Annotated in this window: 20 protein-coding genes; 18 read left to right on the forward strand and 2 right to left on the reverse strand. The window is 49.0% G+C overall.

Translation table 11 applies throughout. The features are described 5' to 3' along the window. The first annotated feature begins 179 nt into the window (after positions 1–179). From AC0MA3_RS01100 to coaD, 7 genes are all read left to right on the forward strand, one after another. Positions 180–899 (forward strand): glucosaminidase domain-containing protein, encoded by a 720-nt coding sequence (locus AC0MA3_RS01100; RefSeq protein WP_474654862.1) that lies wholly within the window; start codon positions 180–182, stop codon positions 897–899. Continuing rightward, on the forward strand, positions 899–1183 hold the full coding sequence (locus AC0MA3_RS01105; protein ID WP_379152884.1) for a holin: 285 nt from the start codon (positions 899–901) through the stop codon (positions 1181–1183). The genes AC0MA3_RS01100 and AC0MA3_RS01105 overlap by 1 nt, the downstream gene beginning before the upstream one ends. 293 nt (positions 1184–1476) lie before the next feature. Continuing rightward, the gene (locus AC0MA3_RS01110; RefSeq protein WP_379152882.1) at positions 1477–1614 is read left to right on the forward strand and encodes a YjcZ family sporulation protein; all 138 of its coding nucleotides are present in this window, start codon (positions 1477–1479) and stop codon (positions 1612–1614) included. Positions 1615–1729: 115 nt separating this feature from the next. Then, positions 1730–2020: a hypothetical protein gene (locus AC0MA3_RS01115; RefSeq protein ID WP_474654863.1), complete on the forward strand. Its 291-nt coding sequence runs from the start codon at positions 1730–1732 to the stop codon at positions 2018–2020. A gap of 109 nt (positions 2021–2129) precedes the next feature. Continuing rightward, the gene (locus AC0MA3_RS01120; RefSeq protein WP_474654864.1) at positions 2130–2594 is read left to right on the forward strand and encodes a ferritin-like domain-containing protein; all 465 of its coding nucleotides are present in this window, start codon (positions 2130–2132) and stop codon (positions 2592–2594) included. Positions 2595–3055: 461 nt separating this feature from the next. Further along, positions 3056–3664, forward strand: a complete 609-nt coding sequence (gene rsmD, locus AC0MA3_RS01125) for a 16S rRNA (guanine(966)-N(2))-methyltransferase RsmD (protein WP_474654865.1) — start codon at positions 3056–3058, stop codon at positions 3662–3664. Then, complete coding sequence (gene coaD, locus AC0MA3_RS01130) at positions 3648–4169, forward strand: pantetheine-phosphate adenylyltransferase (RefSeq protein ID WP_379152872.1); 522 nt, start codon at positions 3648–3650, stop codon at positions 4167–4169. Before rsmD ends, coaD begins: the two co-directional genes overlap by 17 nt. On the opposite strand, the gene AC0MA3_RS01135 is transcribed toward coaD, so the two are convergent. Further along, the gene (locus tag AC0MA3_RS01135) at positions 4138–5376 is read right to left on the reverse strand and encodes a nucleoside recognition domain-containing protein (RefSeq protein ID WP_474654866.1); all 1239 of its coding nucleotides are present in this window, start codon (positions 5374–5376) and stop codon (positions 4138–4140) included. The two genes, coaD and AC0MA3_RS01135, sit on opposite strands and share 32 nt — an antisense overlap. A 153-nt stretch (positions 5377–5529) precedes the next feature. On the opposite strand from AC0MA3_RS01135, the gene AC0MA3_RS01140 reads away from it, so the two are divergent. Then, positions 5530–6567 (forward strand): SepM family pheromone-processing serine protease, encoded by a 1038-nt coding sequence (locus AC0MA3_RS01140; RefSeq protein ID WP_474654867.1) that lies wholly within the window; start codon positions 5530–5532, stop codon positions 6565–6567. Here the strand turns inward: AC0MA3_RS01140 and AC0MA3_RS01145 are convergent. After that, positions 6557–7795 (reverse strand): nucleotidyltransferase, encoded by a 1239-nt coding sequence (locus AC0MA3_RS01145; protein ID WP_474654868.1) that lies wholly within the window; start codon positions 7793–7795, stop codon positions 6557–6559. The two genes, AC0MA3_RS01140 and AC0MA3_RS01145, sit on opposite strands and share 11 nt — an antisense overlap. Positions 7796–7945: 150 nt before the next feature. Between AC0MA3_RS01145 and AC0MA3_RS01150 the strand changes: the two genes are divergently transcribed. The 10 genes from AC0MA3_RS01150 (at position 7946) to rnc (ending at position 16086) form a co-directional block, all read left to right on the forward strand. Then, on the forward strand, positions 7946–8467 hold the full coding sequence (locus AC0MA3_RS01150; protein WP_379152864.1) for a YceD family protein: 522 nt from the start codon (positions 7946–7948) through the stop codon (positions 8465–8467). A 52-nt stretch (positions 8468–8519) separates the two neighbouring features. Further along, positions 8520–8693 carry a 50S ribosomal protein L32 gene (gene rpmF, locus AC0MA3_RS01155; protein WP_019911234.1) on the forward strand — a complete coding sequence of 58 codons (174 nt, stop codon included), beginning with the start codon at positions 8520–8522 and terminating at the stop codon, positions 8691–8693. A 499-nt stretch (positions 8694–9192) separates the two neighbouring features. Then, the gene (gene fapR / locus AC0MA3_RS01160; RefSeq protein WP_379152862.1) at positions 9193–9789 is read left to right on the forward strand and encodes a transcription factor FapR; all 597 of its coding nucleotides are present in this window, start codon (positions 9193–9195) and stop codon (positions 9787–9789) included. Further along, on the forward strand, positions 9773–10762 hold the full coding sequence (plsX, locus tag AC0MA3_RS01165) for a phosphate acyltransferase PlsX (RefSeq protein ID WP_474654869.1): 990 nt from the start codon (positions 9773–9775) through the stop codon (positions 10760–10762). The genes fapR and plsX overlap by 17 nt, the downstream gene beginning before the upstream one ends. 8 nt (positions 10763–10770) lie before the next feature. After that, positions 10771–11760, forward strand: a complete 990-nt coding sequence (locus tag AC0MA3_RS01170) for a beta-ketoacyl-ACP synthase III (RefSeq protein ID WP_474654870.1) — start codon at positions 10771–10773, stop codon at positions 11758–11760. Positions 11761–11854: 94 nt separating this feature from the next. After that, positions 11855–12778: an ACP S-malonyltransferase gene (gene fabD / locus AC0MA3_RS01175; protein ID WP_474654871.1), complete on the forward strand. Its 924-nt coding sequence runs from the start codon at positions 11855–11857 to the stop codon at positions 12776–12778. 48 nt (positions 12779–12826) lie between these two features. After that, on the forward strand, positions 12827–13576 hold the full coding sequence (gene fabG, locus AC0MA3_RS01180; protein ID WP_379152855.1) for a 3-oxoacyl-[acyl-carrier-protein] reductase: 750 nt from the start codon (positions 12827–12829) through the stop codon (positions 13574–13576). A 120-nt stretch (positions 13577–13696) separates the two neighbouring features. Beyond that, positions 13697–13930, forward strand: a complete 234-nt coding sequence (locus AC0MA3_RS01185) for an acyl carrier protein (RefSeq protein ID WP_019911228.1) — start codon at positions 13697–13699, stop codon at positions 13928–13930. A 199-nt stretch (positions 13931–14129) separates the two neighbouring features. Beyond that, complete coding sequence (gene fabF, locus AC0MA3_RS01190; RefSeq protein WP_474654872.1) at positions 14130–15368, forward strand: beta-ketoacyl-ACP synthase II; 1239 nt, start codon at positions 14130–14132, stop codon at positions 15366–15368. A 13-nt stretch (positions 15369–15381) separates the two neighbouring features. Next, positions 15382–16086 (forward strand): ribonuclease III, encoded by a 705-nt coding sequence (gene rnc, locus AC0MA3_RS01195; RefSeq protein WP_379152850.1) that lies wholly within the window; start codon positions 15382–15384, stop codon positions 16084–16086. Positions 16087–16333 lie beyond the last annotated feature (247 nt).

The following is a 16333-nucleotide window of genomic DNA, read 5'->3' on the forward strand; positions in this document are numbered from 1 at the left end:
GCAATGAGCTAAATATGATGTGCCGTATAACCGATGGATAATCTTCGTAAATAGAACGCTCGGGCTGATGCTCTGGTGTTTTTTTGTGTGTTTAAATCTACTAAAATCGCATATCTATAGGAGACAGCACAAGCATATTAACAGAACGAGCATTCTATATATAGAAAGGATGTGATGGGATGACCGGAACAGAATTTATAGCTGCAATCGCCCCCTTTGCTGTAGCTGATATGCGACGAAGTGGTATTGCAGCTTCCTTAACGATCGCTCAGGCTGCGCTTGAATCCGGCTGGGGCAGTAGCAGATTAACGGTTAGAGCTAATAATTTGTTCGGGATCAAAGGAACTGGACCAGCCGGTAGTATCTCAATGCAGACTACGGAATATCGTGATGGCAAGGCCATGAAGGTCACTACGGCTTTTCGTGCCTATAATAACTGGGGAGAATCCGTTGCTGACCATTCAGAGCTGATCCGGAACGGGGTTTACTGGAACAGGAATCTGTACAGTAAGGTAATTGGGTTAGGTGGCGCCGACGCTGCAAGAGAGATCGCTGAGTCAGGGTACGCCACGGATCCCGATTATGCTTCTAAGCTTATTCAAATTATGAAGGCCAATAATCTGTTTCCATATGATGAGATGAAGGAGGATGATGAGATGTCAGCAGAAGATAGACAAAGGCTGGATGTTCTGGAAGCGAAGGTGCAGGAACTCCAGCAGCGTCTGGCTGCTGTAGAAGGACATTTTGCCATGGATGTTCCAGAGTGGGCGAAATCATCCGTTAGCGCTGCAATAAGTGCTGGAGTGCTGGATACCCCATCCCAGGGCAGCTATGATTTCTACAGAACACTCACCATATTATACCGGGCAGGCCTCTTGCCGGAGAAGAAGGAAGGGTGATGAATGTGGTGAATGAGGCATTAAACAATGTTCTGGCATTTGCTTCAGTCTTGGCTGTTTTTGTCCTCGCTTTGGTTCAATTGGTCAAAACAACCGTGACCCTCCCGCGAAATCTGGTGCCGGCCGTTGGACTGGTGATTGGGCTGCTTGTCGGTGCTGTTGCCTATCCGTTTACGGATATGAATCTGATTCTGCGCCTTTGGGCAGGCGGACTTGCAGGATTGTCTGCAACCGGACTTTTTGAGCTTGCATTCAACAAAAGGGACGGTTCAACCAAGGATTGACCCCTGTTTATATTAGAGCCTTACTCATACGCCAGTCGACCAAGCAATCAATACGCCTCAATTGTTGGTCTCCTCCAATATTCTGAGTACTGTCCGGGTCGGACCGGAGAACTTCGACGAGATTCTAGTTTCGGACTAATAATCAGCATCCTGTCATTCCCTATCATTAAGAAGGCAGGATGCTTTTTGGCAATATACAAGCCAGGGCTTAAAAATAAATCGTTTAGCCCAAACTGTATAGGAAGCGGGTACATATTCTACTGTGTAGTAATCAAATTGAAGGGGGTAATCTCATGGGTGCAGATTGCGGATATGGCGCTAATGTAGGCGGGGCTAATGTTGGTCCTGTTGGAAGTCCGTTTACTTCCACAGGTGCGATTCTGGTGCTTTATATCCTTCTGGTTATTATTTTGAGTGCCTGTTTCATCTAATACAGGATATAGGCGCGTATCTGAGCAGGAATGCCGGGTCGCGTCTCCGGCCGCAGGGTTGATGGACAAGCCAGTGATTATATAGAAGAGTAGTGTAGAATAAGAGGGTATAGTTTTGTGTGCAAATTTATTAATCTATGAGAGTGGTGGAGTAATGGAAGAGAAAGAAAGAGTATATATCATACTTAAGCTGATTGAATCGGGTATTCCTCTGGATAAGGAGACACTGGAACTGGGTGAGGAAGATTTCAATGAAAGAATAGAGGAGATTTTTGATGACCGGCTGGTAGAGAATATTATCTTCACAAGGGCCGGCAACCGGCTGCTTGGCGTCAACACACAGGGTGTGAGATTGACCCGGCGTGGCAAAGATTTTATATTCCTGAAAGAGTCTGGAAGGATGTGAGTAATTAAGAATACTGCTTAGAGTATACATCCGCCGCGGGGGAACATTTAGGCTATAGGTGAATATCCTGTAATTAAGTGTTCCTATTTATAGTAAAGGCGGTGCCACTGTGAATTATCAACCGTATTTTGCTTCTAATTTCCAGACGCCCAACCGGCTTCTGACCCGCAATGATGAAATGGTTCTTCAAATCATCCAGCAATCGATTCAAGGAGAACGTAATGATGAGCTGTTTTATGACTATCTTATAAAATTGGCCCCTACACGGGAAGAACAAGAGATTATTGCAGGTATCCGTGATGATGAGCGAAGACACCGGCAAATGTTCAAGACGCTTTACACCCAGCTGACCGGAATGGCTCCTGTGGTTTCAGATGAAGGAACAGAACCATTGCCGTCCAGTTATCTGGAGGGGATTGAAAAGGCGCTGATGGGTGAACTTAAAGCGTTTGAAAAGTATCGCAAGCTGTATTTGCACATTAACCCGCAGTACCGGGACTGGATCTTTGAGATCATGACGGATGAAATCAAACATGCCAGCTATTACAATTGGTTGTACGCCAAAAACAAGTAATCTATAGTTCAGAAAGCACCTTGCTCGGTGCTTTTTTTGGAGTAAGTCATTACCGGAACAAGAAGAAATGGATTCAAGTGTGGTTTTATGTAAAAGGCTGCCATGATGGCAGCTTTTTTGTATTGCGGATAATAATTATGTATCAAAAGTGGGGGGCCTAAAATAACAATCGGGCGCCCCTTTCGGAGCGCCCTTTCATGGGAGAGGAGAAACCGGACGAAGAGCTTATGGGGAAACGTAAGCCTGCTTCGCGGTTGTCTACGACATTTTGCAATGCCGATAATTACATGATGTCCCTGAAAGACCAATCTTATACATGAGAAGCCGGAGGAATTCTATCGGTCTTAGGAAGACATATACAGACATTCTTTTTATTTCATTAAACAATTGTGGTACTATAGGCTTGGACTTATGCCCTAATCAGCATAACTAACAGAGACATAAGAGCAGGTGAATGAGCGGTGAGAGTTGTATCGGGAAGTGCAAAGGGAAGACCTTTGAAGAGTGTTCCGGGAAGCGGAACGCGGCCAACAACCGACAAGGTCAAGGAAGCGATGTTCAGTATGATTGGTCCATATTTTGAGGGTGGCGCCGCGCTGGATTTGTTCGCCGGAACGGGCGGTCTCGGAATTGAGGCCTTGAGCAGAGGAATGGATCAGGCGGTATTTGTGGATATGGAACAGAAGAGTATCGATACGGTGCGCGCAAATCTGAAGGCGGCCAAGGTGGAGGAACAAGCAGAAGTCTATCGTAATGAAGCCGGGAGAGCGCTTAGTGCACTGGAGAAACGGGGTCGTTCGTTCGATCTGGTCTTCCTGGACCCTCCATACAGGCTGAAGCACGGGGATGAGCTAATGCTGGCTATGGTACAAAAGAGACTGCTGCGCCCGGATGCCGTTGTTGTGCTGGAGCATGAGTCGGGCTATGAATATCCGGAGGACATTCCGGGATTCCAGAGAATACGGCAAGCTGTGTACGGAGAGACGACAGTCTCTATTTATAAGTATGAGCCGGCCTCCCAAGAAACTCAGGAGAGCGGCAAGGAGGGTAATGATGAGTCTGCAGATTAGAAAAGAACGTGTGGCCATATATCCGGGAACGTTTGATCCCGTGACGATGGGACACATGGATATTATTCACCGTGCAGCCAAACAGTTCGACAGACTGATTGTTGCCGTTCTTAACAATTTAAGCAAAAATCCGTTGTTTACTGTGGAAGAGCGTACCGATCTGCTTCGGCAGGCCACCCAAAACATACCTAATGTGGAGGTAGACAGCTTCCGTGATCTGCTGGTCAATTATGTCCGGCAGAAGGATGCCCAGGTCATTGTCCGCGGAATCCGAACGGTTACCGATTTTGAATATGAGCTGCAGAATGCCTCGATCAATCATAATCTGGACCCCGACGCAGAAACCATTTTTATGATGACCAATCCGAAATATTCCTATTTAAGTTCGAGTGTCGTGAAGGAGATTGCACACTTCGGCGGGAATGTGTCCGACTTCGTGACACCCGAAGTTGAGCAAGCCATGAATCTCAAATTCAAGCGGATGGACGGCGGAGTGAAGCCGTAACATATACAGCTGCAGATAGTACTAATAATAAGAGCAGGATCAGTACCTGCAAACCAAGTAATTTCGGGATTGAGCTCCAGAATGCTACAGGATTTAGTATGACTGCTGGCATATGTTCATCCGGTACGCTCGTTACTGGCTGTACAATCGTCTGCAGATTAAGCAACGGTTTCCATAGGAGAATCGTGAACACAAAAGCATACATGCCATGAAGCAATCGGTTTACAGCATAAGGAAGATAACTTACACCTGCCTGCTTAAGCAAAGTCAGTGCCTGGAGCTGTCCGCATATTCCGCTCCAGCCAAGGGCAGCCGATAACCAGGCAGCTTCTAGTGCGTCCATATGACTGTAGACTGTAAGAGAGGTTGCTGTGATTCCGGTGGTAAGCATATTTGCCCCTAGGTGAATTTCAAGCAGACTTGAAACCAGTGCCTGGGGTATCTGGGGGAATACTGAAGCCGCTATATGGATTACTACTGCAAAAATGATCATATAACCGCCGACAATCATGAGGTTCTGGACGGCGGTACTTACGGATTCACCAAGCAGTCTGCCGAAGCTGCGTCCGTCCTGTAGACGAGCTTCCGCAGCCGCACGATTGATGCGTATCAGCAGAGAAGCTCTTTTGTGATGTGGCTGTTTCAGCGATATGGCTGATTGAAGCTTAGGACGTTTGGCAAACAAAGCAGATGTACAGCCTGCTGATAGCCCGGCAAGCCAGTGGATGGACAGTAGTACATATCCTGACGCGGGACTGTGCAGAAAAGCTGCACCTACCACGATCAACACAGTCACCGGGCTGGCATAGTGGGCCAGAGAAGCTAACCTTCCTGCCTCCTTGTCCGTAATACGGCCCTGTTTATGCAGATGTATTACTGCTCCAGCTCCGGCGGGGAAACCTGCGGTCATTCCCAGAGCAAGGGTCCAACCGCCCGCTCCGGGCAATCGGAATATTCGATTCATTAAAGGTTCCAGCAATACACCTATGCCGTGAATTATTCCGGATGCGGTAAGCATCTCTGAGAGGATTAGGAAAGGTAGAAGGGCCGGAAAAACAAGGGTCCACCATAGCTTAAGGCCTTGCAGAGAGGCCGCGAATGAGGATTCCGGCGCAGATACGATAGCAATAGCCAGCAGTATGGCTGCTGCCCCGCCAGCAAATGGAGCGGCACCTGAGGTTATTCGTTGTATTTTCATAGGACTCATTTTGAGCATCACCTCTTCATAGCTTAGGACATAGGCTTAAGACTGTTATCAATTTATGCAGAATAGACAACCGTCATGCCTCGGTTCAACCAGCCGCTTTTACAGATCATTCCAAGAGTATAGTCCAGTGCTGAGGGAAAGAAGGGAAAAGCAGTGAGGCCATCGAAACGCCGGGTAGGATTCCGTGCCACAGCCTACTTGTTCACATTTGTGGTGATTGTTTATGTTGCTGTATTTATGAATACGCCTTATATTGTCTATCAACCCGGTAGCGCCTCTGAAGTGGAGCCAATGATTCAGGTTCAGAATGCTGACAAGGATGAAAAGGGAACCTTCATGATGACCACAGTATCTGCCAGCTATGCCAATGTAGCACTACTGGTAGCCTCTGTGTTCAATTCCAATGCAGAGGTGGTCCTGAAAGAAACCCGGCTGAGAGATAAAACGGAGCAGGAGTATGCGGCCGAGCAAGTATATTACATGAATAGTTCACAGTCCTATGCAGTCCAGGCGGCTTATCATGCTGCGGGTATTCCTTATGAAGATGTAGTGGACTACCTGTACGTATTCTCGGTGCCTGTGACTGGCAATCAGCAAAAATTCAAACCCGGCGATAAAATTATCAGTGTAGAGGGACAGTCCATTCCTGATCCGGACTCGTTATCCAGACTTCTTTCAACTAGAAAAATTGGTGATCCGGCAGTAGTTGTACTGCAAAGGGAAGGCAAGGAAGTAAAGGAAACAGTCAAGCTTGTAGAAGTCAAGAATCAGCAGACGGGAGCGGTAAAACCTGGTCTTGGAGTTGTAATTGGAGCTGTGCAGAGGGTAAAACCCGAGATTGAAGGCAAAACGGTCAAATTTGTAGATACAGATGTAGGCGGACCTTCTGCCGGACTAATGTTCACTATGGAGATATACAACCAATTGACTCCTGGTGATCTGACAAAGGGACATCGGGTTGCAGGTACAGGCACCATTGATGCGGATGGAAAAGTAGGGGCTATTGGAGGCGTTAAACATAAGATCGTAGCAGCTGACCGGAAAGGGGCGGAAATCTTCTTCGTGCCGGTTCAAAATTATGATGAAGCCAAGGCGAAGGCCGATAAGATCGGTACGGACATGAAGCTTGTACCTGTATCGACCTTTGCCGAAGCACTGAAATATATGCAGGAGCTGCCGGTCAAATCCTGACCGGGGACTCCAGATAGTCGCTGTAAAGATCTGTGCGCGAAGGGTTGCTGAATGCTCCTGCATAAGCGGCCGCTGCTTGCAGATCTCTGTCGAGCAGCGGATGAGAGAAATGCGCCGGACTAGTCACTACAGGCCAAGAAGCACGGTGTTTCATCTGCTTCAGCAACTGGCGGCCGCTTTCCCGAAAACCGAGGATCCGGATGTATCCGGGTCCCTGAGCAAGGAGGGCAGGGGCCATTTCTTCCTTGCTGTGGTTCAGCAGGACGTGGATCAGCAGACGCTGCAGTCTGGTATGCGTATAGCGTTTGCTTTTCAGCGCCTCCAGCAAACCGGACACAGTGAAGTGCGGAAGAGCAGGCAATATCCGCAGCAGCCGGTTTTCCAGGCCCTCATTCATGTCCTGCAGCATTTGCAGCTCGGGCGCAGTCCGTATGGAGAGCAGGTGGCGGAGCTGAATGCTGAAGCTTTCCAGATTCAGCGGGCCTCTGCCGGCTGCATGCTCTCTTTCCAGGATGGACAAGCTATAATCTGGCATGTATGCCTCTGGCGATCCGCCTTCTGATAGCGCCTTGCGTATCGCTGTGGCACTGGCAATTCTCGACCCGCTCTGCAGCGGGTCGTGGAACCCTGCGCCGGTTCGCGGCACAGTCAGGGGCCTGATCGCGCTGCCGAGCCGTTGCAGCGCGATCAGATAGTGCAGGCCGAGGCTGTTGTTCGGCTGGCGCAACAGCCCGGCGGCATCAAAGCTTCTCTCCTGTCCGGGGAGAGAAGCTTCCCAGACGGACGCCGCAGCTGCACTGTACGCGGCGGGGAAGCTCGCTCCGAGTGCCATGCGGCGGCGGATCTCGCTCTTAAGCGCGCTGCTTTCTTTGGCCAGGAATTCGGCCAGTGGCAGCAGCACGCTTAAAGTGCCGGCTTCGGAGCCGAAGCACAAGCTGTCCACGACCCCGGTCGCTTCCAGCAGAGCTACCGCTCCGAAGGCGAACCACTCTGCCGGCTGTACGGCATACGCCACCGGCAGCTCAATCACGACGTCGGCTCCCATATGGAGCGCCATCTCCGTACGGGCGCGCTTGCTCACCGTCGCCGGTTCGCCGCGCTGGGTGAAAGGCCCGCTCATGATCACAATGGAGTGATCCGCACCGGACAGTTTTTTGGCCTCCTCAAAGTGGTGGACATGACCGTTATGTAAAGGGTTGTACTCTGCAATAATACCGACCGTAGTCACTATGATTTCACCCCGTATTCTTGATAATTAGGATTCTAGATTAGTTATATCATAATTTGATCTGTCCATCGAAACAATATAAAGGGAAAATGGTTGACAAAGTTCGGTAATACTAGGTATAATAAATTTTGTTTGTTTGGAGTGATGAATATGAAGATTCACTTTCGCAAATTGGCTAATGCCGACGAGCCTCTGCACTTTCAGGATACACTGGATGTAAGCGAGCTTGTCAAAGGGCGGAAGGATATACTTGCTGTTGCACCACTTTCAGTGGACCTTAAAGCGCTGCCCGCGGACACCGATTGTGTGAACGTGGTGGGGAAATTGAACGGGAATGTGGACATGTTATGTGCACGTTGCCTTACAGAGGTTAACAGTGAATTGAACATTCCTTTTGCTGAGACTTTCAAATGGCTTAAGCAGCCGCTTCTTCCCCAAGATGAAGATGATGAACTCATTTACATCGAGGATGAGATTGTGGATCTTGTCCCGTTTGTGGAGGAAAATTTCGTACTGCACTTACCGGATTCGGTATTGTGCAAGGCAGACTGTCTTGGTCTTTGTCAGAAATGCGGACAAAATTTGAACGAAGGCACCTGCAGTTGCGACAACACAGTGATCGATCCAAGACTCGCTGGGTTGAAAGGATTCTTTACCAAGCAAGATGACTAAGAACAAATCCCGAGTGATAACGGGTTAAAACAGAATTAGGAGGTGTAACACAATGGCAGTACCTCAACGGAGAACGTCCAAAACACGCCGTGACAAACGCCGCACCCACTTCAAACTGGTTGTGCCGGGCATGGTGAAATGTGAACAATGCGGAGAGCTGAAACTGGCTCACCACGTATGCAAAGTTTGCGGAACTTACAAAGCTAGAGAGATCATCAAACAATAGTCTCTCGACAAAAGTAGCACTTCATCTGCTGGTGAGGTGCTATTTTTTTTGAAATGATAAGCTTTTACAGGCTAAGCCGTATAAAAGGTTCTTCGATTTCACGACTGCTAAGAATCCTATCTCTATGAGGGGGAAGCTGTCATGATGGCTTCGGAATATCTATAGAGGCTTTATGTGAAAAGCTTTATATACCATGTTTCCCGGTTCGAGTTCTCGGCGTTATGAAGCCTTCTTAAGCGAGCTTGTAAGTCTGCGCTTTATTTTTGTAGCGGCATGCTTTATACTACATATTAGTACCTGGTTCTAAATTTTTCATAAGATTTATAGCTATGATAACAGCGGCCATCCAAGGCCGGATGCTATTTTCAAAATATAAGGAAGCCAATTTTTCATGTTACTCAATGTCCTTATATTTCTCGCTGAAACGGGACGTCCTGTTCATGGGCGTCGAAGCCGTTTCCGCTTGGCATGTGCCAGGAGGTGAGCCGCCATAGAGCGGATGTCCAAGAAAGAACGTCAGCAGAAGCTGCTGCAGATTATAGACGGCAATCCATTTGTAACTGACCGGGAACTGACCCGGCAGCTCAAAGTGAGCATACAGACGATCCGCCTGGACCGGATGGAGCTTGGGATTCCCGAGCTGCGTGAGCGGATGAAGCAGATGGCCGAGCATTCATACGATCAGGTGCGCTCTTTGCCTGCTGATGAAGTGGTCGGTGATATTGTAGACCTGCAGCTGGACCGGAGCGGGATTTCCATATTTGAAATTCGTGAAGAGCATGTCTTCTCCAGAAACGGGATCGCGCGTGGACACTATGTGTTCGCCCAAGCCAATTCACTGGCGGTTGCCGTGATCAATGATGAGATTGCCCTGACGGCTTCCGCTGATATTCGTTTTATCCGAATGGTTAGACTCCATGAGAAATGTATCGCCAAAGCGCAGGTGCGTTCACTCGCGGGCCGGAACGGCAAAGCGGAAGTGGATGTATTTACCTATGTCGGTGAAGAATTGGTTTTTCAGGGCCATTTCGTGGTATACCGGTCCGCATTTGAAGAATACAGCGAAGGGGGAAACCGCAGTGCTGATCGCCATTGATGCGATGGGTGGGGACAATGCTCCTGAATGTAATGTTGAGGGTGCATTATCCGCAGCAGCAGAGTGGAGTGACACGCAGATTGTGCTTGTCGGCGATGAAGCCAGACTTGAACCACTGCTGAAGAACAAACCGTCTAATGTGTCTGTGCGTCACGCGGGGGACGTCATCGGTTCTGATGAAGAGCCGGTAAAGGCGGTCCGCCGTAAAAAGGATTCATCCATGGTAGTGGCAGGCCGTATGGTTCGCGAAGGTGAAGCGGACGCCATGATCTCGTCAGGGAATACAGGAGCTTTAATGACTACGGGGTTACTGGTTGTAGGGAGAATGCAGGGAATTGAACGCCCTGCGCTGGCGCCCATGATTCCGACTCTGGATGATGTCGGTGTGCTGGCACTCGATCTGGGTGCCAATATGGATGCCACGCCCCAACATCTGGTGCAATATGCCCTCATGGGCAGTATTTACCGCAGTAAGGTGCATGGCATAGCTAAACCTCGTGTGGGCCTGCTGAACGTGGGTACCGAACCTGGGAAAGGCAATGAACTAACGAAGGAAGCATACCCGCTGCTGGAAGCAATGCAGGGGATCCATTTTGTCGGCAATGTGGAAGCCCGGGATGTGCTCACTGGCAACTGTGATGTGCTCGTATGTGACGGATTTGCAGGGAATATACTATTGAAGACACTGGAAGGTACAGCTGGCGCGATGTTCTCTCTGCTGAAGGAACAGTTCAGCAAGTCCTTGAAGACTAAGCTCGGAGCAGCCATACTGATGCCAGAGCTTAGAAGCCTCAAAGGCAAAATGGATTATAAAGAGCATGGCGGAGCACCGTTGCTCGGTCTTAGCGGTTTGGTAGTGAAAGGACATGGCTCATCTGACGGTAACGCTGTCAAGAATGCAGTCAGACAAGCACGAATTGCTTTGCAAGCAGATTTGGTATCCAGTATATCCAAGGAAATTAGCGGGAAGTGAGTGAGGACATGAAACAATTACGTCCGGTAGGGATTATTGGCACTGGGAAATATGTGCCTGAGAAAATATTAACCAACAGTGATCTGGAGAAGATCGTCGAAACCAACGATGAATGGATTGTCAGCCGTACAGGCATCCGGGAACGGCATATAGCCGCTCCGCATGAAGCGACTTCCGACCTTGCCTACGAAGCAGCGCTCAGAGCGCTGGATTCAGCGGGAATGAAAGCGGAAGATCTGGATCTGATTATTATCGCAACGGTAACGCCGGACAGTGCATTTCCATCTACGGCCTGCATCCTGCAGGACAAACTGGGTGCAAAAGGGGCGGCGGCATTTGATTTGTCTGCTGCTTGTTCTGGATTCGTATATAGCTTGGCTACAGCAACCTTATTTATCCAGAATGGAATGTACAATAACGCACTGATTATCGGTGCAGATACCTTGTCACGGATCACCGATTACACAGACCGTAATACCTGTGTTCTATTCGGTGACGGTGCGGGTGCTGTTATTCTCGGGGAGGTGCCTGAAGGAAGAGGATTCCAATCCTTTGATCTCGGTGCTGAAGGTTCCGGCGGAGGTTTGCTGAAGATGGAAGCAGGCGGTTCACGTCTACCGGCTTCACAGCAAACTGTTGAAGACAAAAAACATTTCATCTACATGAACGGCAGAGAGGTTTTCAAATTTGCTGTGCGGATCATGGGCTCAGCGACAGAGCGCGTACTAACCAAAGCAGGAATCTCCAAAGAAAATATTGATCTGTTTGTACCTCATCAGGCTAATATCCGCATTATCCAATCGGCGATGCAGCGTTTGGATCTGCCGCCGGAGAAATGCGTCATCAATGTCGATAAATACGCTAACACTTCTGCAGCATCGATTCCTCTCGCACTCGTAGAGGCAGCGGAAGAAGGCCGGATGAAGGAAGGCGACACCGTGCTGATGGTAGGTTTCGGTGGAGGTCTTACATGGGGCGCTTCTGTCCTGATCTGGTAAAGCCGCGGATTCTATAATAATAGAAGGAAGTGATGGCAGAACAGCCGTAAGCAGGCTGGTTGCCTCACTGTTCAATGTGAAGGAGTATAGAGTTATGAGTAAAATAGCATTTGTTTTTCCTGGCCAGGGTGCACAGGCCGTAGGGATGGGTAAGGATGTATATGATGCTCTTCCGCATAGCCGTGCGGTGTTCGAGAAGGGCGATGAAGTGCTGGGATTTCAGCTTAGCCATCTTATTTTTGAGGGCCCTGACAGTGATCTGAAGCAGACTGCAAATACACAGCCAGCACTTGTTACAACGAGTGTGGCTTATCTCGAGGCGTTGCGGGAACAAGGAGTCACACCTGACTATGTTGCAGGACACAGCCTTGGAGAGTATAGTGCTCTGGTAGCGGCCGGAGTGTTGTCTTATGAAGATGCAGTAAGCCTGGTGCGTCTGCGTGGACGTTTTATGGAAGAAGCAGTTCCCGGCGGTCAAGGGGCCATGGCAGCTGTGCTTGGTGCGGAACGTGAAGCCTTGACTGTGCTCTGCCGCCAGATATCGGAAGCAGGTAACATTGTGGAACTGGCCAACGTCAACTGCCCTGGTCAAATTGTTGTCTCCGGTTCTCAGGCTGGTGTTGATGAAGTAGTGAAGCGTGTCAAAGAAATTGGCGGGAAACGGGCTATTCCTCTTGAAGTAAGCGGACCGTTTCATTCTTCCCTGATGAAGGAAGCTGCTGAACGCCTGGCTGTTGAACTGGAAAAGGTGACCTTTAATACTCCATCTGTTCCTGTGGTTGTTAATGTGAATGCAACAGCCGTGACCGAACCGGATGAGATCCGCAAACTATTGGTTCAGCAGGTATTTTCTCCTGTGTTGTGGCAGGATAGCGTGGAATGGCTGATTGCAGCGGGAGTGGATACTTTTGTGGAGATTGGCTCAGGCAGTGTGCTTGCAGGCTTAATCCGAAAGATTGACAAAACCGTTAAAGTTGTTAATATCAATAGTCTGGAAAGTGCGCAGACAGGCTGGTAAAGTCTGATATAGTCAAACGATGTGGAATGGATGAAAGGGGAATATGGCATGTTCTCAGCATTAAAAGGCCAGACGGCTCTCGTCACTGGCGGATCTCGCGGCATTGGCCGGAGTATCGCACTGGCACTTGCAGAATATGGTGTGAAAGTAGCTGTGAATTACTCCGGTAATGAAGCGGCAGCACAAGAGACCGTCGCGCGAATCGTCGAACTGGGCTCGGAAGGGATTGCGCTGAAGGGCGATGTCGGTAACAGCCAGCAAGCAGATAACCTAGTGAAAGAGGTTATAAACACCTGGGGGAAGATCGATATTCTGGTCAATAATGCCGGTATCACCCGGGATAATCTGATCATGCGCATGAAGGAAGAAGAGTTTGATCAGGTTATTGAGACGAATCTAAAAGGCGTGTTCAACTGTCTGAAATCAGCAACCCGCCCCATGATGAAGCAGCGTTACGGCCGGATTATTAATATTTCTTCGGTCATCGGTGTGATTGGAAATGCCGGACAGTTGAACTACTCGGCAGCCAAAGCAGGTATTATTGGAATGACTAAATCTGCAGCACGCGAGTTGTCTTCACGGGGCATTACGGTCAACTGTATTGCTCCGGGTTTTATAGATACCGAAATGACACACCAGTTGTCCGATGAAGTCCGCAGCGAATACGAGAAGGGGATTCCCCTTGCACGTCTCGGGCGGCCGGAGGACATTGCCATGACGGTTGTATTTCTAGCCTCGGAAGGGGCAGCCTACATGACAGGTCAGACACTCCATGTGGATGGCGGAATGTACATGTAAGGCCACAAAAGCTGTAAAGTCTACAGTGGAAGAGAATTGGGGCGGCCGGAAAGCGTTTTTTGAGCTCTATGGTATTTTGACTTCATATCTCGTATAATACCAAAAGAGGAGGTGAACCGGATGTCCGATGTATTGGAGCGTGTAAAACGCATTGTCATCGACCGCTTAGGTGCCGATGAAGCTGAGGTAACATTAGAAGCGTCTTTCAAAGATGATTTAGGTGCTGATTCTCTTGATGTAGTAGAATTGGTTATGGAATTGGAAGATGAATTCGATATGGAAATCTCTGATGAAGATGCAGAGAAGATTACGACCGTGGGTGAAGTTGTGAAGTACATACAATCTCATACCTAGAGTCATATGATTGAGAGTCCCGTTCCTACAGAGGGCGGGACTTCTCCTCATTTTAGAGCAATAAGTCAATACCAAAGGATGCCATATGCACCTTTACGGGGAAAATAACTGGACCGCGCATGGAATGTTCTTGCGGCGATTGAAGTTTATATAGTTTCTAATAACAAGAAGATACAGCCTACAGATGGGGTGATTGCGTTTGAGTCATAGAGTAGTTGTAACAGGTATGGGCGTGATGACGTCGCTTGGCACGGATTTGGATACGTTCTGGGATAATTTGATGAATGGCAAATCCGGAGTGTCGACAGTGGACGCTTTTGATGTCAGCGAGTACACAACCAGAATAGCAGCATCCATTAAAGACTTTGATCCGGAGGCACGGTTTGGCCGTAAGGAAGCACGCAAGATGGACCGTTTCGTCCAGTTTGCAGTAGCAGCAGGTGAAGATGCACTCAAGGACAGTGGACTTGTGATCGGTGAAGATATCGATGCGGAGCGGATTGGCGTCTCTGTAGGGTCCGGTATTGGCGGACTTGGCACATGGGAAGACAATCATAATCTTCTTCTGGAAAAGGGACCCAAACGGGTCAGCCCGTTCTTCATCCCGATGATGATCGCGAACATGGGATCTGGTCAATTGTCGATTAGTCTGGGAGCCAAGGGACCGAATACTACAACAGTAACAGCTTGTGCAACAGGAAGTCATTCCATTGGTGAATCTTTCCGCCTGATTCAGCGCGGAGATGCGGATGCGATGATTTGTGGCGGTTCAGAAGCCACTATTCGTCCAACGGGTATGGCAGGCTTCTGTGCAATGAGAGCGATGTCGACTCGCAACGATGAGCCTGAGAAGGCGAGTCGTCCATTTGATGTAGACCGCGATGGATTTGTTATGGGAGAGGGAGCCGGAATATTAATTCTCGAATCACTCGAGCATGCTGAGAAGCGCGGAGCCAAGATCTACGCCGAGGTCATTGGCTACGGTCTTAGTGCGGATGCCCACCATATGACGGAACCTGATCCGGATGGTGCTGCACGCTGCATCAAGATGGCGATCCGCGATGCAGGAATTGCCCCTGAAGAGATTGATTACATCAATGCTCATGGAACCTCGACACCTGTAGGTGACAAGTCGGAGACATCTGCCGTTAAGATGGCTCTGGGAGAGCATGCATATAAGGTTGCGATTAGCTCCACCAAATCCATGACAGGCCATTTGCTTGGTGCTGCCGGAGGTGTGGAAGCGATTATTTGCGGATTATCTCTGCAAAAAGGAATGATTGCACCTACTATTAATTTGGACAATCCAGATCCGGAATGCGATTTGGATTATGTTCCGGATGTTCCGCGCAAAGCGGATCTGAATATCGTGATGTCGAATTCCTTTGGATTCGGCGGACATAATGCAACAGTGATTCTCAAAAAATATAATCAGTAAGGGAGACAGTGCAGTGAAAGGAGACCTGAAGCAGTTACAGAGCCAACTTCAAATCCAATTTCACGATGCTGCACTTCTGAAGCAGGCCTTTACCCATGCATCTTATGTGAATGAACACCGGTTCAACCAGCATCAGGACAACGAGCGTCTGGAGTTTCTGGGCGATGCCGTTCTGGAGCTTACGGTGTCTGAATATTTGTACAATTTGCTTCCGGACCGACCTGAAGGCGAGTTAACCAAGCTGCGGGCTGCAATTGTATGTGAGCCTTCTTTGGTGAGATTCGCCGAAAGTCTGGGCTTTGGACGCTATGTGTTGTTGGGTAAAGGGGAAGAACTTACGGGCGGCAGAACCCGCCCGGCCTTGCTGGCCGATGTATTCGAATCCTTCGTGGGAGCGCTCTATCTAGACCAAGGTCTGGAAACAGCACGGCGGTTTCTGGATAATCATGTGTTTCCACTAGTGGAGACGGATGGCAAGCTGCAAATGCAGATGAGCGATTTCAAGACGGAGCTTCAGGAGCTGATTCAGCATCACGGAATGGGTACGCTGGAATATCGGATTATTGAAGAACGCGGACCGGCACATGAACGGGAATTCGTCTCTGAGGTCTATATGGCCGGCCGGTCACTTGGCAGGGGCAGTGGCCGCTCCAAGAAAGAAGCGGAGCAACAGGCAGCAGCAGCGGCACTTTTGCAGTTGAAGGAAGATGGCGCTTAGTGACGTGCTGTACGTTATAGTTTGCTTTTTGGAATTTCTCGAACTTTTTGTTATTTACTTCAGGGATAAGCTCCACAATGTGGCGGGTCCAGCGGAGGAGAGCAGCAATGGTCTGAAAGCCGGCGTACAGGCGGAGGTCAGACTTTTGCTGCTCTTTTTCGAGATACAGATTAGTGTAAGAAGAGGAAAAAAAAGAGATACAGCCTATAAACGGTTTGTAATGAAGAGCTGTTTTAGGCGGTGTGGC

The sequence above is a fragment of the Paenibacillus sp. LS-5 genome (assembly GCF_056121505.1).

Bases quoted from the DNA above. Each gene is read 5' to 3' on its own strand.
- fabG (WP_379152855.1), top strand. From the start codon at position 12,827: ATGTTCTCAGCATTAAAAGGCCAGACGGCTCTCGTCACTGGCGGATCT.
- AC0MA3_RS01135 (WP_474654866.1), bottom strand. From the start codon at position 5,376: ATGAGTCCTATGAAAATACAACGAATAACCTCAGGTGCCGCTCCATTT.
- AC0MA3_RS01110 (WP_379152882.1), top strand. From the start codon at position 1,477: ATGGGTGCAGATTGCGGATATGGCGCTAATGTAGGCGGGGCTAATGTT.
- coaD (WP_379152872.1), top strand. From the start codon at position 3,648: ATGAGTCTGCAGATTAGAAAAGAACGTGTGGCCATATATCCGGGAACG.
- AC0MA3_RS01185 (WP_019911228.1), top strand. From the start codon at position 13,697: ATGTCCGATGTATTGGAGCGTGTAAAACGCATTGTCATCGACCGCTTA.
- rpmF (WP_019911234.1), top strand. From the start codon at position 8,520: ATGGCAGTACCTCAACGGAGAACGTCCAAAACACGCCGTGACAAACGC.
- fapR (WP_379152862.1), top strand. From the start codon at position 9,193: ATGTCCAAGAAAGAACGTCAGCAGAAGCTGCTGCAGATTATAGACGGC.
- AC0MA3_RS01150 (WP_379152864.1), top strand. From the start codon at position 7,946: ATGAAGATTCACTTTCGCAAATTGGCTAATGCCGACGAGCCTCTGCAC.
- AC0MA3_RS01100 (WP_474654862.1), top strand. From the start codon at position 180: ATGACCGGAACAGAATTTATAGCTGCAATCGCCCCCTTTGCTGTAGCT.
- AC0MA3_RS01105 (WP_379152884.1), top strand. From the start codon at position 899: ATGAATGTGGTGAATGAGGCATTAAACAATGTTCTGGCATTTGCTTCA.
- AC0MA3_RS01170 (WP_474654870.1), top strand. From the start codon at position 10,771: ATGAAACAATTACGTCCGGTAGGGATTATTGGCACTGGGAAATATGTG.
- fabD (WP_474654871.1), top strand. From the start codon at position 11,855: ATGAGTAAAATAGCATTTGTTTTTCCTGGCCAGGGTGCACAGGCCGTA.